Origin of the sequence: Lysobacter sp. BMK333-48F3 (assembly GCF_019733395.1) — a bacterium.
Taxonomy (GTDB): domain Bacteria; phylum Pseudomonadota; class Gammaproteobacteria; order Xanthomonadales; family Xanthomonadaceae; genus Lysobacter.
In genome coordinates this window covers 1,586,986-1,604,006 of the sequence record NZ_JAIHOO010000001.1, presented here as the reverse complement: position 1 = coordinate 1,604,006, position 17,021 = coordinate 1,586,986, and the positions used below count along the sequence as shown (strand labels likewise).

The following is a 17,021-nucleotide window of genomic DNA, read 5'->3' as shown; positions in this document are numbered from 1 at the left end:
TGGCCCACCCATACCCCGATACAGCGAGTTCCCCGTGAAGAAAATCACCTCAACCGACCCCATTGCCCAGTCTGCCGATCTATTGGCCGACAACATCGCCCAGCTCAAGGCGCTGTTCCCGGAGCTGATCACCGAGAGCTCGGATGGTGCGGCGATCAACGTCGATGTGCTCAAGCAGCTGGTGGGCGACGCGACTGCGAGTGATGCGGAGGAAAAGTACGGGCTGAACTGGCACGGCAAGCGCCGCGCCCGCCAATTGGCGCTGACGCCCAGCACCGGCACGTTGCGGCCGTGCCCGGAAGACAGCGTGGACTGGGACACCACCCAGAACCTGATGATCGAGGGCGATAACCTCGAAGTGTTAAAACTGCTGCAGAAGAGCTACGCCGGCAAGGTGAAGTTGATCTATATCGATCCGCCGTACAACACCGGCAAGGACTTCGTCTATCCGGACAACTTCCAGGACAGCATCAAGAACTATATGGAGCTGACCGGCCAGGCGGAGGGCGGCCGAAAGATCAGCTCTAACACGGAAGCGTCGGGACGATTCCACACCGACTGGCTCAACATGATGTATCCGAGAATGAAGTTGGCGCGGAATCTGCTACGCGAAGACGGCGCGATGCTCTGCGCGATAGATGACATCGAGGTAGCAAAGGTTAGAGCCATGCTTGACGAGGTCTTCGGCGAAGAGAATTTTTTGGCGCAGTTTAGTTGGCGCACGGATGGAAATTTTGACAACCAAGCGAAGGTCAAGATCTGTCATGAGTACGTGCTTCTATACGCGAAGTCAGCGGAGAGCTTTCCGCATCCGCCTGTGATGGATCCATCTACACCCACCGATAGCAAATTGTTCAGACCGGAGATAAGGAACACGATCGTAAAGAATGGACCAAAGAACCCGGCGAGCAAGATCACCTTGCCCAAAGGATTCCCTGCTGACTTTGAGAGCGGGCAGATCTCAAGGCGAGCGTCGCCATGGCCCGTGTATTTAAGTGATGCAGTTATCGAGGACTGGAAGCTCGTAAGCCCGGTAGCCGTCGAGAGCGGATGGAGCTCCAAGGACTTGGCGCTTGAGTTCATCAACAATAGTTGCAATGCAATTCAAGACAGCAAGGGGCAAGAGACTTCATTTGTGATCTCAAGAACCGGTGCAATTGAGGCCGTGAAACGCCGGTCGGACTATCAGAGTCACGTAGTATCGGTGCTGACTGGGTTTGGCGGAACACAGAAGGCGACTGCACAACTAAACGAGATTGGAGCTTTCTTTAACGGTTATCCAAAACCCGTTGAGCTTATCCGGTACCTAGTTCAGATGGTCGACGGTAAGGATGCGCTGGTGCTTGATTTCTTCGCGGGCTCGGGTCCGATTGGTCACGCTGTTATGCAACAGAGTGCCGCTGACGCGAACAAGCGAAGATATGTTCTCGTGCAGATTCCGGAGCCTCTCGACCCTGCAAATGAGGTTCAAAAGGCGGCTTCCGAGTACTGCGACAAGCTTGGAATCCCTCGCACGGTGGCCGAACTGACAAAAGAGCGCCTGCGCCGCGCCGGCTCCAAGGTCAAGTCCGAAAATCCAGTGTTTTCAGGTGACACCGGCTTCCGCGTCTACAAGCTAGATCAGTCCAACATCCGCGCTTGGCAGCCCAGCGGTGATCTGGAAAAGGATCTCGTCGACAGCGTCGAACATATCGTTCCGGGCCGCACCGAACAGGACGTGTTGACCGAACTGCTGCTCAAGCTCGGCTTGGACCTGTGCGTGCGGATCGAACAACGCCAGATCGCCGGCAAGGTGGTCCACGCCATCGGCGGCGGCGTGCTGTTGGCCTGCCTCGACCCCCGCATCAGCAAACAGGATGCCGAACCCTTGGCACTGGGTATCGCCGAATGGCACCAGACGCTCGCCCCGGCTGGCGACACCACCTGCGTGTTCCGCGACAGCGCCTTCGAGAACGACGAGGCCAAGACTAATCTCGCCGCGATCCTTGACCAGCACGGCATCCAGCACGTGCGCAGCCTGTGAACCTGGATATGCCTTCACAAGACATGACGGCCGGTGGCCAGTTCCTGATCCACACCACGGACGATGGCCGTACCCGGGTTCGCTGCCTGTTCCACGATGAGACGCTGTGGTTGACCCAGGCGCAGATGGCAGAGCTCTTCCAGGTCAGCGGCAAGACCATCAGTGAGCACTTGGTCAACCTCTACGACGAGGAGGAATGCCAACCTGAACGAACTATCCGGAAATTCCGGATAGTTCAGGCCGAAGGTGATCGGCAGGTCCGGCGGACCCTAGATCACTACAGCTTGGAGGCCATCTTGGCTGTGGGCTATCGCGTGCGGTCCACCCGCGGCACCCAGTTCCGGCAATGGGCGACGGATCGGTTGAGCGAATACCTGGTGAAGGGATTCACCATGGACGACGAGCGGCTGAAGAACCCGCCGATCAAGGGTTCCGGCGTTCCGGATCACTTCGATGAGCTGCTTGAGCGCATCCGCGACATACGCGCCAGCGAGCGGCGCATGTACCTGCGTGTGCGCGAGATCTTCGCGATGGCGGCGGACTACCTGCCAAGTGCGAAAGAGACCACGCTGTTCTTCCAGACCATCCAGAACAAGCTGCACTTCGCCGTGACCGGGCTGACGGCGCCCCAGCTGATCCACCAACGTGCCGATCACACTCAGCCCAATATGGGACTGATGACCAGCAAGGGGGCATCCGTGCGCAAGGCCGACGTGACCGTTGCCAAGAACTATCTGCACGAAGATGAGATTTCCGAACTCAACCGCATCGTGGTGATGTGGCTGGATTTCGCCGAAGACCAGTCCAAGCGGCGCAAGGAAGTATTTCTCAAGGACTGGGAGACCAAACTCAATGAGTTCCTAGCTTTCAACGACCGCCGCGTGTTGGCGAGCCCTGGCAACGTGAGCAAGGTCGCGGCCGACGCCAAGGCCCTTGAGGAGTACGAGCAGTTTGCCGCGCAGCGCAGGGTGCTGCTGGAAGAGGAAGGCGCCCGAGAGAACATCAAGGCACTGGAAGGCATCGCCAGGCGCTTGCCCAAGCAGCCGAAGAAGCCGGATTGATTCGATGAAACTTCATTTCGAGGAAAAACTATCGCACCAGTTGGCTGCCATCGAGTCTGTCTGCGACCTGTTCCGTGGCCAGGAGATCTGCCGAACCGAGTTCACCGTCACCCAGCGGACGGCATCGCCGCAGATGGGGCTGGCGCTGGAGCAGGGCATGGAAGAGTCGGCGTTGGGTATCGGCAACCGGCTGACCCTGCTGGACGACGAACTGCACGCCAACTTGTCGGCCATTCAACTGCGCAATGGCCTGCCGCCGTCGTTGGCGCTATCCACTGGTGACTTCACAGTGGAAATGGAAACGGGCACCGGCAAGACCTACGTCTATCTGCGTACCGTTTTTGAGCTGAACAAGCGCTACGGTTTCACCAAGTTCGTGATCGTCGTTCCGTCCGTGGCGATCAAGGAAGGCGTGTACAAGTCATTGCAGATCACTGCCGACCACTTCCGCGGTCTGTATGCCAACACGCCCTGCGACTACTTCATCTATGACGCGGCCAAGCTGGGCCAAGTGCGCAACTTCGCCACAAGCCCGGACATCCAGGTGATGGTGGTTACCGTCGGCGCCATCAACAAGTTCGGTGACGAGGACGCGGCGGCGGCGGAAGAATCTGACGAGGTCAAGCGCCGCGAAAAGTCGAAGAACGTAATGTACCGCACCAGCGAGAAAACCGGCGGCGAGAAACCGATCGATCTGATTCGTGCCACCCGCCCGATTCTGATCGTGGATGAGCCCCAAAGCGTGGACGGCGGCTTGGAAGGTCGTGGTCGCAAGGCGCTTGAGCGGATGCATCCGTTGTGCACGCTACGCTATTCGGCTACCCACGTGGACAAGCACCACATGGTTTATCGCCTGGATGCGGTGGACGCCTATGAGCAGCGCCTAGTCAAGCAGATCGAGGTGGCCTCGGGCACGGTGGAAGGCGCCAACAATAAGCCTTACGTGCGCCTTCTGTCGGTCAAGAACAGCCGCGGCACCTTGTCAGCGAAGGTGGAACTGGACGTCGAATCAGGCGGAACAGTTCGCCGGCGCGAGGTCACGGTGATGGACGGCTTCGACCTGGAGCAGGAGACAGGGCGGGCGATGTACCGCGACTGCCGGATTGGCGAGATCCGCTCGGGGCGCGGTGCGGAGCACCTGGAGCTTCGCGTGCCCGGGGGCGAGGTCTACCTGAAGCCCGGAGAGGCCTGGGGCGATGTCGACCCGCTCGCGATACAGCGTCAGATGATCAAGCGCACCATCAAGGAGCACCTGGACAAGGAGAAGCGCCTGCGGCCCAAGGGCATCAAGGTGCTCTCATTGTTCTTTATCGACGAGGTCGCCAAGTACCGCGAGTACGACGAAGACGGCAACCCCCAGAAGGGTGTCTATGCCCAGATTTTCGAGGAAGAGTATCGGCACTGGGCGAAGCACCCGGACTATCAAAGCCTGTTCAAGGAGCTGGACATGGAGCACGTCGCCGAGGACGTGCACAACGGCTACTTCTCTGTGGACAAGAAGAAGGTGGGCGGCAAGAGCGTCGAAGTATTCAAGGACACCAAGGGCGACACCAAGGCCGATGACGACACTTACAACCTGATCATGCGAGACAAGGAAAAGCTGCTCGATCTAGCCACGCCGCTCAAGTTCATCTTCTCCCACTCCGCGCTGCGAGAGGGCTGGGATAATCCGAATGTCTTCCAGATCTGTACCTTGCGCGACATCCGTACCGAGCGTGAACGGCGACAGTCAATCGGTCGTGGCCTGCGTTTGTGCGTCAACCAGCAGGGTGAGCGCGTGCAGGGCTTCGATACCAACACCCTGACCGTGATCGCCAACGAGACCTTCGAGGCCTTCGCTGAAGGGCTGCAGCAGGAACTGGAGGACCCGAAGACCGGGATCGGCATCCGGTTTGGTGTCGTCGCACCGGAACAATTCGCGGCGGTTTCGGTGGCGGCTGACGACGGAAGCGCGGCGCCCTTGGGTGTCGAGCAGTCCAAGGTGCTCTGGACGGCGCTGCAGCAGCAGGGCTACCTAACGGCGAAGGGCAAGGTCGAAGACGCCTTGCGCACCGCGATCAAGGAGGGAACCGTACAATTGCCGGCCGCGTTTGAGCCACAGCGGGACTCTGTGGTGGCTATCCTACGCAAGCTGGCCGGGCGCCTGGAGATCAAGGATGCCAACAAGCGCCTCGACATCATTCCAGTGCGTCGCGCGGTGCTGGACAGCCCTGAATTTAAGGCCTTGTGGGACCGTATCAAGCATCGCACCACCTACCGGGTGCAGTTCGACAACGAGAAACTGATCGAAGACTGCATCGAGGCTGTGCGTGAGTCACCGCGCATCGCCAAGGCGCGGCTGCAGTGGCGGAAAGCCGGATTGGCGATCGGCAGAGGCGGCGTTGAGGCCGAAGAGCAGCGCGGATCCGCCATTGTCACGCTGGATGAAAACGACATCGAGTTACCCGATGTGCTCACCGACCTGCAGGACCGCACCCAGCTCACCCGACGTTCGATCCAGCGAATCCTGGTCGGCAGCCGTCGCCTAGAGGACTTCAAGCGCAACCCACAGCAGTTCATCGAGCAAACCGCGGAAGCCATCAACCGCTGCAAGCGACTGGCCCTGGTAGACGGCATCAAGTACCAGCGCGTCGGCGTGGCTAACTTCTATGCGCAGGAGCTGTTCGAGGAGAACGAACTGCGCGGGTACATTGGCAACATGCTTATGAACACGGAAAGGGCCGTGTACGAGCACGTGGTCTACGACTCGGACGTGGAGCGCGACTTCGTCACCGAACTGGAGCGAAACGACGCGATCAAGGTCTACGCCAAGCTACCAGGCTGGTTCAAGATCCCGACCCCCCTCGGTACCTATAACCCGGACTGGGCGGTCCTAGTGGTGGATGAAGATGGAAAGGAGCGCCTGTACTTCGTGGTCGAAACCAAGGGCGGATTGTTTACCGACGCGTTGCGACCGATCGAAGAGGGCAAGATCAACTGTGGCAAGGCGCACTTCAAAGCCTTAGCGGTTGGCGAGTCGCCAGCCGAGTATGTTGTAGAGCGCACAGTGGAAGGGCTCTTGTCGCGGCTCTAAAGGCGCCGCTCCCTTAGAAGCCTTAGATCGCATAGATGCCCACTCGACGGGTGGGCATCTATGGATTGGTATGGCATCAATGAGCGTTGGGAAGGCGCCACACTATGTGACTGCCGGGGCCGAACCCGACGCGCTCCCAGGCAACCCCAAGTTTCTCGTAGGTCCCGCGGATCATTTTCGCGGTGTAGCCCACCTGTGCTGCTTCCTCCAGGAGAGCGGTTGAGGGCTTGGGCCCCAGCGACAGTGCGGACTTGAGCCAGCTGGCGGCCTCATCGGTCTTGCTGGTGCTCGCCCTTACGCCTTCGAGTTGAGCCATCAACTCATTAGCCTGACCAACCAGGGCCTTCTGCCAGATCATCATAGAGGCAGGAATGCCCTCTGCCACTTCGATGGCTTCAATTACAAAAAAGCCATCTCCATCAGGCCCAAGATTGCTCTTGGCCCGCACCAAGGCCCGTTGACGCTCCTCGGCCTCGCCGCGCCCGCTGACGGTCACCAAATCCATTCGAGTTAAGGCGAAAACGCTAGGCTACCGGTGACGCGTTCTACGACATACCTTCCAGCGGTGCCCTTGGCGAAGTGGGATATTCCAAGGACGCACAACTTGGTTCGCTGGGCGATGTCCACGACTGGCTGCAGGCTTCTGGGCAATTCCGTGTTCTTGTGGCCATCGCCAGCGACTGCGTTGACGATGGGATCCATGATTACAAGCTGTACATTGCCAAAAGCGCTCCACTTCCGCTTCCAAGAGCGGCAGATCCATCAAGGGTTCAAAGGCCCTGGCGTCTTCGCCACTGGTTACGCCCTGCACCACATCGATGTTTGAGAAGTTGGCGCCAGCGGCCATAAGTCGGGGGACCAGCGTGTGCTCGATGCTGTCTTCACCCGTCCAGATCAGCACTTTGCCTTGCGTGGAGCTCGACCCGTCAGGCCAGTCGCCTCCGACGCTGGTAACCGCGGCGATTTCCATGGCTAACGTGGTCTTGCCTGTCCCTGGAGCGCCTGCCAACAGATGAAACTCACCGCAGGCCAGGTAATTCCTCCACAACCAATCTATGGCTTGAGGTGGAATGCTGGCCGCACAGACCAGATCGACACGCCTTTCATATCGACGGCGTTCCTCGGCCAATGCTTGGTAAGCACGTGCTTCGAGGCTATCGTCCACGGAACACCTCCCGTGCCGCGGTGATCCGTTCGCTGGTTGAAAGCATCCTTTGGCTATCGATATCGCTCAGCGGTATGCCGGCGCGCAACTGTGTGCATGCGGCCGCAATCACCGAGAGCTCAAGCTTGATACCCTTCCAGGTCGTTGCCCGGCGAGTATCAAGCAGTCTGGTGAGCAGCAGCGCTTGCTCTGCAGGCGACGTGCGAGCGTTGGGGACACGGACGAAGAGGTCGGCCATGGTCAGACCAATCGCAGTGACGATCTCCAGTGGGTTGCACAAGGCAAAGCAGTGGAGCAGTACGCGACTGTCATCCCCCTCGGCGATGGACAGGCTAGGATCGCGGTCGCGATGCGCAGGGCACCTGGCGATCCAGCCTGGGCCGAAGCGGCGAACGCCTTCGAGGCGACTCAGAACCAAGTCACTGGGCAGCCCTTGGTTGTGGGCGATGAGCGGCGCTGGTGCCCGCGCGCCTGACACGCTACCCGGCTGAGCCGACTTGTGCGGTGACGCAGCCGATCCTCAACACCTGTATTGATTTCCCTTCCATCTAAGCTCTCCCAAGTGCGCCGTGAGCGCGTGGAGGCAACATAGACGGCAGGAGAGCGCAGCGACTCTCATAATTCCCCCGTTATTGGCGCCAATCCGAAAGTCGATCGATGCCCGCCAGCTAGTTGCTGATGTCCCCCGTCGCACGGCGACATTCGAGCTGGCGGAGAATGTCCAAACGGGGGTTTTGGGCTCGATTGGTCCACAAAATGGTCCACCGCCGAAGGGGGCGGCCCCGTGCCCTTGGTACAACAGGCACTTAGCGCGCTCCGTCACTTTTTGCATCGGCAAATAAAAAACGGCCCGGAACTCCGCCGGGCCGTTGTGAGGGGCGTCCTTGCCCGGGTGGGAGAGAGTCAGTCTTCTGCGCTGCGGTAGGCCTCGAGGTAGCGGCCTGCGGCCACCGCGAAAGCGGCGCGGCTGATCGTCTTGTTGGGGTCGAAGTAGGCGTGCAGGGTCGGCTGCAGGTCGAACGGGCCCTGGGTCACGGCGAAGCGGGCGTTGATCAGGCCGCGGTCCAGCGCCAGCTGCACGTAGCCGCGCAGGTTGGCCGGGATCGTCGCCGCGTCGTCGACCGGGATGCGCTTGCCGTCGTAGAACGCGGTCAGCGAGCCGTTGAAGGCGCGCGCTTCGTTCTGCAGCGCCATGCTCTGCACCAGCGAGTAAGCCAGGCTGACCCGGGTCACGTTGTCGTTGGGGCGGAACGCGCCGTTGAGCGTGCCCATCACCCCGTCCTGGGCCTGGCTCAGGTCGCGCAGCGCGCCGCCGCGGGCCACCGCCGATTCGGCATAGGCATAGCGCGCATCGCCGGTGCCCAGGTCGCTGAAGCTGGAGCGGCCGTCGAACGGCAGGTGTTGGCGCACGCTCTGGCCCATCAACAGGTACTGCGCCAGTTCGCTGCGCTTGAGGTTGGCGTCGGGGCGGAACGTGCGGTCGGAGTATCCGTCGACCAGGCGCTGGGCGACGGCGTATTCGATCGCCGAACGCGCCGGATGGCTGGCGACGTCGTCCAGGCCGGTGTAGCCGCCGCTCTTGAGGAAACCGACCGTGCCTTCGACCGTCCCGGGCAGGGCGTAGCCGTTGGTGACGTTGGCCGGATCCAGGTCGGTGCCGGACAGCGAACCGATGCCGCGCACGCTGACCTTCCACACCCCCGGCTTGCCCGGGGCGCCGGTGGTGACGGTGTCGCCGAGCACCGGCAGGGCGATCGAGGAGCCGTACTTGATCCCGTCCGGATCGGTCAGCACCAGGGCCAGGGTGTTCTCGCCGATGGTGGCGCGGGCGCTGACCCAGGCGATATCGCTGCCGACGGTGAAGCTCTGTTCCTCGACCGCGCCGACCGGGGCGAAGTCGACCGAGAACGGCAGGTCCGGCACGCCGCCGGAGAGGATGGCGTTGGCGTTGAACGCGCGCAGGTAGTTGACCGTGCCGCCGAAGCCGTAGCGGATGCCGGCCGCCTCGGCGACCGCGGCGTAGGCGTTGATGTGGCCGGCGCCGACTTCCCAGGGCAGGCGGCCGGTCATGTTGCTGGCGGTGCGTTGCAGGATCGCCTTGATCTGGGCCGGGGTCAGGTTGGGATTGGCTTCCAGCATCAGCGCGGTAACGCCGGCCACGTGCGGGGTGGCCATCGAGGTGCCGCTCATGTGGGTGTAGAACGGCAGCTGCGCCGCCGGCAGGGTTTCGGCGTCGTGCTGGGCTTCGGTGGCCGGCAGCGCGCCGGTCAGGGCGCGGGTGGAGATCACGTCGACGCCGGTGGCGACCACGCTCGGCTCGTTGACGTAGGTCCACGCGCGGCCGTCGGGCATGGTGAAGCTGCCGCTCTCGCCGCGCTTGCCGCGCGAGGAGAAGCCGGTCAGCACGCCGTCCTTCTCGCCGGCGCCGACCGAGATCACCCACGGCGCCTGCGCGTAGGGGTTGTGGGTGTCTTCGCCCGGGCCGTCGTTGCCGGCCGCGAACACGCTGACGATGCCGCGCTTGTACAGCTCGTAGGTGGAGATGTTGACCGGATTGAGCGGATCGAACTTGCCGCTGCTGCCCCAGGAATTGCTGGTCACCCGGATCGGGTGGCGGAAGCTGAACTGCTTGGTCGCGGCGTAGTCGAGGCCGCCGACCGCATCGAGGATCAGCAGCACCGCGCCGGAGCCGTAGCCGACCAGGTCGGCGCCCGGCGCGACGCCGCGGTGCTGGCCGTTGGATTTGGCGCCGTTGCCGCCGATGGTGCCGGCGCAGTGGGTGCCGTGGCCGGAGCCGAGGTCGGTGTTGATCAGGCCCTCGGTGTAGGTGATCGGCAGCATGCCGTCGAGCGAGTTGAGGTTGGTGGTGCCCAGGGTGTTCTCGACCACGTGCTCGCGGAACTTGAGGTCGTCGTGGCTGGCGTCGATGCCGGAGTCGTTGACCAGCACCGAGATCCCGGCGCCGCTGTAGGGAATCGCGCGTACGAAATCGCCCGGGTTGTCCGTGACCCGGGCCGCGCCGGAGATCTGCCGCGATTGCTGGTTGTAATAGCGCAGCGGCGCGTTCCAGTAGATCGAAGCGACGTCGTCGCGCTGGGCCAGGGCGTGGATCTCGGCCGGGGTCGCCAGCGCGCCGGCGATCGGCAGGGTGCGCATGGTCACGCCGGTGTCGATGCCCAGCGCCTTCAGCGCGGCGATCTGCGGGGCGGTGACCGGGCCGGACTGCTCGTAGCTAACCACGATCTGCAGTCGGTCGGCCGACGCCGCGGCGGCCATCCGCGACAGCAGCTGCGGATCGAGGTGGGCGTCGGCGAGGGCGACGCCGCTGGCGAGCAAGCCGGCGGCGAGGGCGCTGACGCGAAGGGTGTGACGCGCGAACTGGGAAGGCATGTCGAAAGGCTCCGGAACCGCCACGGACGGCGTTCATCGAGTATTCGCAGCGCCCGCGGGCGATCCCATCGGGAGTTCGCCTCAGCGCGCCTGGGGAGAAACCCTCATGGCGCGCGCCGGCCGGTCGCCCCGGCCTGCGCGGTCCTCGCGGCCCGCGGGCGCCATCCGCGGCAGGCGGGCGCCGTCGGTCGGCCCGGCCGGCGATCCTGAATCGGGCAATCAGCGGCTCCGGCGCCGCACCGGCGCCGTCCGTCCGCGCTGAGGGGAAACACCTAGAGACAGGGGTCACATTTCCGATTAGCCTGCCGCGACGGTGGAACGACCCGCAGGGGGATCACGATGGCCAAGCCGACGCTGGCGTGGAAGTTGTTCGCGGCGACCGCTTTGCTGCTGGTCTCGTCCCTGGCATCGGCGCAGTCCGTGCCGGTCTCGGTCACGGTGTCCGGCGACACCGCCACGGTGACCGTCGGCTCCGGCAGCGTCCCATTGGCCGACCTGACCCTGAGCTTCGACGACGCCAGCGGCCTGTCCGCCTCCAGCCTGGGCATCAGCGCGCAACTGGTCAGCCTGACCGACGCCGCCCTGCTCGCGCGCCTGCCGAACCTGAGCCTGACCCAGCTCGACCCGGCGTTCCCGCTGTTGATCACGATCGAGCCGCCGGCCTTGGGCGGGCTGAGTTTCCATCGCAGCGTGCGGGTCGAAGTGCACACCCACGCGCTGAGCTATGCGCCGGGCAGCTCGTTCCGGTTGTTCAAGGCGCCGCTGGGCGGCGCGTTCCGCGACATCACCGACGAGGTCGCGCCGGGCAGCGTGCGCGCGCGCGGCACCACCGGCGGTTTCTCCCAGTTCCTGGTCCTGCCGGACCTGCGCGCCACCGACGCGGTGGTGGCGCAGAAGATCGCCTGGCTGCGCGCGCGCATCGACTTGTTGCCGGCGACCGAACAGGCCGCGTTCGACCTGCTGCTGGACGAGGCCGAAACCGCGGTCGCGGCCGAGGACTACGCCGACGCGATCGCCGCGCTGGACAACTTCCGCACTCGCGCCACGACCCGCGCCGGGCTGTACCTGGGCGACCAATGGCGCGCCGCGCGCGACCTGGACAACCACGCCGGCGAGCTGATCGCCGGCGCCGCGACGCTGAAGTTCTCCGTCGCCTACCTGCGCGACTTCGGGCCCTGAGCCGCCCGCTTCGGACCCGGCCGGCGCGCCGCCGCCGGGCGCTGCCTGGCGCGCGGGGCGCGCGCTAAGATGAGCCGATGCAGGCGCGCTTGATCGTTTACCCGCCGGACCAGGCCGCGATCGCCCGGGCGCTCCGTCCGGGCGAGACCGTGAGCATCGGCCGCGCGCCGGACTGCGACTTGTTCGTCGCCCATGCCTCGATCTCGCGCCGTCATGCCCTGCTGGAGTTCGAGCAGGGCCTGTGGCGCCTGCGCGACCTGGACAGCAAGAACGGCAGCTTCGTCGACGGCATCGAAGCCGGCGCGCGCGGCCTCGCCCTCGACGGCACCTGCTGGCTGCGCCTGGGCGATGTGTACTGCGAGTTCGCCCCGCTCGCCGACGAACAGATCGCCGCGGCCGAACGCGGCCAGATCGCGCGCCGCGCCGTCGCCGCCGCGCACACCGCGCGCCTGGAGGGCGTGCAGGGCCTGGGCGACCTGCTCGACGGCAGCCTGCGCGCGGTGGTCGAACTGGCCCAGTGCGAGCGCGGCTTCGTCCTGCTCGAAGACGGCGCCGGCTATCGGGTCCGCGCCAGCCTGGCGTTGGACCCGGGCCGGCTGGGCGCGCGCGAGTTCGGCGGCAGCGTCGGCGCGGTGCGCAAGGCGCTGGAACTGCGCCGCGCGGTGGTCGCCAACGACATCGGCCGCGAGGCCTGGCTGGCGTCGCGCGATTCGGTGATCGCCGCCGGCCTGAGCGCCTTGGTCTGCCTGCCGCTGCTCGACGGCGAACGCACCCTCGGCGCCCTGTACGCCGACCGGGTGCGCCCGGGGCCGGCCATCACCACCCTCGACCTGGAACTGCTGGAAGCCTTCACCGAGGGCGCCGCGGTGTGGATCGCCGCCTGCCGCACCAGCGAGCAGCTGGATGCGCAGCTCGCTTCGGCCTCCTGGGACGGGATCCTCGCCGCGCACGACGGGGACGCCTGATGCACATGTCGGGCGGCTCCGCAGGCGGGTCCGACTCCGACGCGACCGCGACCGGGCTCTACAGCCACGCCGACCTGGCCCCGGGCAGCGTGCTGGCCGGGCGCTTCCGGATCGAAGCCTTGCTCGGCGTCGGCGGCATGGGAGTGGTTTACCGCGCCACCGACCAGGCGCTGGGCGTGCCGGTGGCGCTGAAGCTGCTGCGCCCGGAATGGATGCACAAGCCGGAGGCGTTCGAGCGATTCAGCCAGGAACTGCTGCTGGCGCGGCAGGTGTCCAGCCCGCACGTGGTGCGGATCCACGACCTGGCCCAGCACGAAGGCCGCTGGCTGATCAGCATGGACTACGTCGACGGCGAGTCGCTGGACCGCCGCCTCGACCGCGACGGCGCGTTCGCGGTCGACGAGGCCCTGGCGATCGTCCGCCAGCTCGCCGCCGGGCTGGCCGCGGCGCACGCCAAGGGCGTGATCCACCGCGACGTCAAACCGGCCAACGTGTTGCTCGACCGCCAGGGCGGTGCGTATCTCAGCGACTTCGGCGTGGCCCGTTCGCTGGCCGGCAGCGGCCGCACCCAGACCGGCGCGGTGATCGGCACTCCGGACTATCTGTCGCCGGAACAGGCCCGCGGCGAGCCGGTCGACGCGCGCAGCGATCTGTATGCGCTGGGCCTGATGCTGTACGAAATGCTCGCCGGGCAATTGCCCTTCGCCGGCGGCACGGTCACCGAAGTGCTGGCCCAGCGCATGCTGCGCACGCCGCCGCCGCTGAGCGAACGCCGCGCCGAGGTGCCGGCCTGGGTCGCGCGCCTGGTCGACAAACTGCTGCGGCCGTCGCCGGCGCACCGGTTCCAGGATGCGGCCGCGGTGATCGCCGCGATCGATGCGCGCGAGGTGCCGCGCGACGGTTGGCGCGACGGCGGCGCGCGCCGCGGGGCATGGCTGGCGGCGCTGGCGCTGGTCCTGGCCGCCGGCGGCGGCGCGTGGTGGTGGTGGCAGCAACGCACGCCGACGCCGGCGCAGGCCGTCGCCGCGCCGCTGGACCGCTTGCTGGTGCTGCCGCTGGAAGCCGGCGCCGATGCGCTGCCGGCCGAGCGCCTGGCCGCGCTCGGCGCGCATCTGCGCGACGCCCTCGCCGCCCAGCCAGGCCTGGCCGTGGTCGACGGCGAACGCAGCGCGCAGGCGCTGCGCCAACTCGATCCGACCGGCGCCGCCCGGCCCGATCCGGAGGCGGCGCGCAGCCTGGCCGCCGCGCGCCGGGTGCTGCGCCCGCGCCTGATCCGCAGCGCCGGCGGTTGGCGCTTGCAGGCGCAGCTGGGCAACGGCGCCGAACCGGTGCAGGTATTGGACGGCGGCGAGGCCGCCGATCCGCTCGCGGCGCTGCGCGCCTGGGCGACGGCGCCGGCGGTGCGCGCCGCATTGGCCAACGGCGGCGCGCTCGACCTGGCCTTGCCGACGGCCGCCGCGGCGCTCGATGCCTACGGCGCCGGAGTGCTGGCGCAACAGGACGGACGCTGGAACCAGGCGCTGCAAGGCTACCGCGCCGCCACCGCGGCGGCGCCGGACTACGCCGCGGCGTGGCTGGCCCAGGGCCAGGCGGCGTTGGCGCTGGGCGAACAGGACGCCGCCTTCGACGCGATCGAACGCGGCCAGGCGGCGAGCGGCAGCAGCGCCTGGCTGCGCCGCCGGCTGGACGCCGAGCACGCCCTGCTCGAAGGCGACCCGCCCAAGGCCGTGGCGTTGGCGCGGCAGGCCCTGGCGGCCACGCCCGACGACACCGAGGCGGCCTTGCAACTGGCCCGCGCCCAGGGCGCCGGCGGCGACTTCAATGCCGCGGTGGCCGCGCTGCAGGCCTTGACCGAGCGCGACGGCAACGATCCGCGCGCCTGGTACGAACTGGGCAAGTTCTCGATCCTGCAGGGCCAGGCGCGGCGCGCGGTCGACGATTACCTGGTGCGCGCGCTGGTGTTGTTCAAGCGCAGCCGCAACCTGCACGGCGAGGCGGAAACGGTCAACGCGCTTGGCGTCGGCTATGGCCGTCTGGGCCAGTCCGCCGATGCCGCCGAGCAGTACCGCAAGGCGGTCGAACAACGGCGCGCGCTCGGCAATCGCCGCGGCGTGGCCACCAGCCTGCGCAACCTGGCCAACGTGCTGGCCACCACCGGCCGCTTCGACGAGGCCGCCGCGCAGTTGGCCCAGGCGCGCGCGCTGCAGGTCGAGCTCGGCGACCGCGCCGGCCTGGCCGCGACCGAGAACGAACTCGGCCTGCTGGCCGAGGAGCGCGGCGACTACCGCGGGGCCCTGGACGCGTTCCGCAACGCGCTGCAGAGCTGGCGCCAGGCCGACGACCCGCACGGCACCGCGCAGGCGCTCAACAACATCGGTTTCGCCGATTACCAACTGGGCTTGTACGACGATGCCCAGGTGTACTGGCAGCAGGCCGGCGAGGCCTATGCCGCGCTCGGCGAACAGACCGGGCGGATCCGCACCGAACAGAACCTGGGCCTGCTCGCCGCCGCGCGCGGCGACTGGGCGCTGGCGCGGCGCCTGCTGGAAGCCTCGCTGGCCAGCGCCGAGAAGCAGCAGATGTTGGAGGAAGTGGCGGTCAGCCGGCGCAACCTGGCCGAGCTGGAGTGGCTGCAAGGCCATGTCGCCGCGGCGATCGGCCAGGCCGAACGCGCCGGCGCGCTGTTCCGCCAGCGCGACGACCTGCGTGGCCAGATCGACGTCGAACTGCTGCAGGTGCAGGCCCTGCTCGACGCGCGCGCCTTGGCGCGCGCGCGCGCGCTGCTCGACCGGCGCCGCGGCTCGATGCAGCAAGCGTCCAGCGAACAACGCGCCATCGCCGACCTGCTCGCGGCGCAGCTGGCCGCGCAGCAGGGACGTCCGGCCGAGGCCGCGAACGCGCTGCAACAGGCGCGCCGGCTCGCCGAGGCCTCCGGCGTGCGCCAACTGCAACTGCAGATCCAGCTCGAACAGGCGCAGCAAGCGCCGGCGCGGGGCGCGGGCGACGCCGCCGACCTGGATCGCGCCAGCGCGAGCCTGGGCCATGCCGGCCTGCGCCTGGGCTGGCTGGAGGCGGCGATGCGGCGCGCGCTGGCCGCCGGCGACAGCGCCCAGGCCCTGCTGCACTACCGCGCAGCCATGCAGCGCCTGCGCGGCGGCGACTTCCGCCGCGCCCATGCGCTGCACCGGCTCGGCGCCGAGGCTTACGCCGCCGCCGGCGATATCGCCGGCGAGCGCAGCGCGCGGGCCAAGGCCGAGGCGGCGTTGCGGGTTTTGCGCGACGGCTTGCCGGAGGATCTGCGTGCCGGCTTCGATGGCGCCGCAAGCGCCGTACCCGAGGCCGTGCGATGACGCCCTCCCGTCCCATCGATCCGCCGATCGATCCGTCCACCGATCTGCCCGGCGATGCGGGCGGCGGCGAAGCCGATCCGCTGCGTTCGCTGGCGCAAGTCCGCGACCAGTACCGGCAGCTGCTGCAACGCCTGGAAGCCAACGAACGCGAGTTCCGTCGCCTCGGCCGTTCGGTGTGGCGGGTGCAGGAAGACGAACGCCGGCGCCTGGCGCGCGAACTGCACGACGGCATCGGCCAGAACCTGACCGCGCTCAAGCATCGCCTGGCCCAGCTCGGCGACGGCCTGACGCCGGCGCAGCGCGAGCGCCTGGAGGCGGCGATCGGCCTGTGTGCGGACACCCTGGAAGACACCCGCGAATTGTCGCGCCTGCTGCGGCCGCCGATCCTCGACGATCTCGGCCTGGAGCCGGCGCTGCGCTGGCTGGCGCGCAGCCAGAGCGAAGCCGGCGCGATCGAGGTCGCGCTGGAGATCGGCGAGCTGCCGGTATTGGACGGCGATCTGCAGACGCTGGTGTTCCGCGTGGCACAGGAAGCGATCAACAACGTGCTCAAGCACGCCGGCGCGCGGCAAGTGCTGGTGCGCCTGATCGCGCGCGGCGGGCTGCTGCAATTGCAGGTCGCCGACGACGGCCGCGGCTACGATCCGCGCAGCGCATCGTGTTCCGACGGCAGCGGCCTGGCCGGCATGCGCGAACGACTGCGCCTGTACGACGGGCGGCTGGAGATCCATTCCGCGCCCGGCGAAGGCACGCGCCTGCGCGCGGTGCTGCCCTTGCCTGCGGTGGCCGAAGGTGCTTGACGGCGCACCGGTCCA

General features: G+C 66.5%; 11 protein-coding genes. 7 read left to right on the top strand and 4 right to left on the bottom strand.

Features of this window, described 5'->3' with window-relative positions; translation table 11 throughout:
* Positions 1 to 34: 34 nt before the first annotated feature.
* The 3 genes from K4L06_RS06740 to K4L06_RS06730 are packed head-to-tail and all read left to right on the top strand — an operon-like array spanning position 35 to position 6,157.
* Positions 35 to 2,023, top strand: coding sequence for a site-specific DNA-methyltransferase (locus K4L06_RS06740; protein WP_343225734.1), 1,989 nt, complete (start codon positions 35 to 37; stop codon positions 2,021 to 2,023).
* Positions 2,020 to 3,084, top strand: coding sequence for a virulence RhuM family protein (locus K4L06_RS06735; protein WP_343225733.1), 1,065 nt, complete (start codon positions 2,020 to 2,022; stop codon positions 3,082 to 3,084). Before K4L06_RS06740 ends, K4L06_RS06735 begins: the two co-directional genes overlap by 4 nt.
* A 4-nt stretch (positions 3,085 to 3,088) precedes the next feature.
* Entirely contained in the window at positions 3,089 to 6,157 is a 3,069-nt protein-coding gene (locus tag K4L06_RS06730) for a DEAD/DEAH box helicase family protein (protein ID WP_221670670.1), read from the top strand.
* A 76-nt stretch (positions 6,158 to 6,233) separates the two neighbouring features.
* Here the strand turns inward: K4L06_RS06730 and K4L06_RS06725 are convergent, their stop codons facing one another.
* The 4 genes from K4L06_RS06725 to K4L06_RS06710 form a co-directional block, all read right to left on the bottom strand.
* Positions 6,234 to 6,662, bottom strand: coding sequence for a hypothetical protein (locus tag K4L06_RS06725; RefSeq protein ID WP_221670669.1), 429 nt, complete (start codon positions 6,660 to 6,662; stop codon positions 6,234 to 6,236).
* Between the two features lie 24 nt (positions 6,663 to 6,686).
* Positions 6,687 to 7,322, bottom strand: a complete 636-nt coding sequence (locus K4L06_RS06720) for an AAA family ATPase (RefSeq protein WP_221670668.1) — start codon at positions 7,320 to 7,322, stop codon at positions 6,687 to 6,689.
* A complete protein-coding gene (locus K4L06_RS06715) occupies positions 7,312 to 7,560 on the bottom strand; it encodes a hypothetical protein (RefSeq protein WP_221670667.1) in 249 nt (82 codons plus the stop codon). The genes K4L06_RS06720 and K4L06_RS06715 overlap by 11 nt, the downstream gene beginning before the upstream one ends.
* 665 nt (positions 7,561 to 8,225) lie before the next feature.
* Positions 8,226 to 10,712, bottom strand: coding sequence for a S8 family serine peptidase (locus tag K4L06_RS06710; RefSeq protein ID WP_221670666.1), 2,487 nt, complete (start codon positions 10,710 to 10,712; stop codon positions 8,226 to 8,228).
* Positions 10,713 to 11,051: 339 nt separating this feature from the next.
* On the opposite strand from K4L06_RS06710, the gene K4L06_RS06705 reads away from it, so the two are divergent.
* The 4 genes from K4L06_RS06705 (at position 11,052) to K4L06_RS06690 (ending at position 17,006) form a co-directional block, all read left to right on the top strand.
* Positions 11,052 to 11,891, top strand: coding sequence for a DUF6689 family protein (locus K4L06_RS06705; protein WP_221670665.1), 840 nt, complete (start codon positions 11,052 to 11,054; stop codon positions 11,889 to 11,891).
* Between the two features lie 77 nt (positions 11,892 to 11,968).
* Entirely contained in the window at positions 11,969 to 12,856 is an 888-nt protein-coding gene (locus K4L06_RS06700; protein ID WP_221670664.1) for an FHA domain-containing protein, read from the top strand.
* Positions 12,856 to 16,206, top strand: coding sequence for a tetratricopeptide repeat protein (locus K4L06_RS06695; protein WP_255595002.1), 3,351 nt, complete (start codon positions 12,856 to 12,858; stop codon positions 16,204 to 16,206). The genes K4L06_RS06700 and K4L06_RS06695 overlap by 1 nt, the downstream gene beginning before the upstream one ends.
* Positions 16,203 to 17,006 carry a sensor histidine kinase gene (locus K4L06_RS06690; protein ID WP_221670663.1) on the top strand — a complete coding sequence of 268 codons (804 nt, stop codon included), beginning with the start codon at positions 16,203 to 16,205 and terminating at the stop codon, positions 17,004 to 17,006. Before K4L06_RS06695 ends, K4L06_RS06690 begins: the two co-directional genes overlap by 4 nt.
* Positions 17,007 to 17,021: the final 15 nt, after the last annotated feature.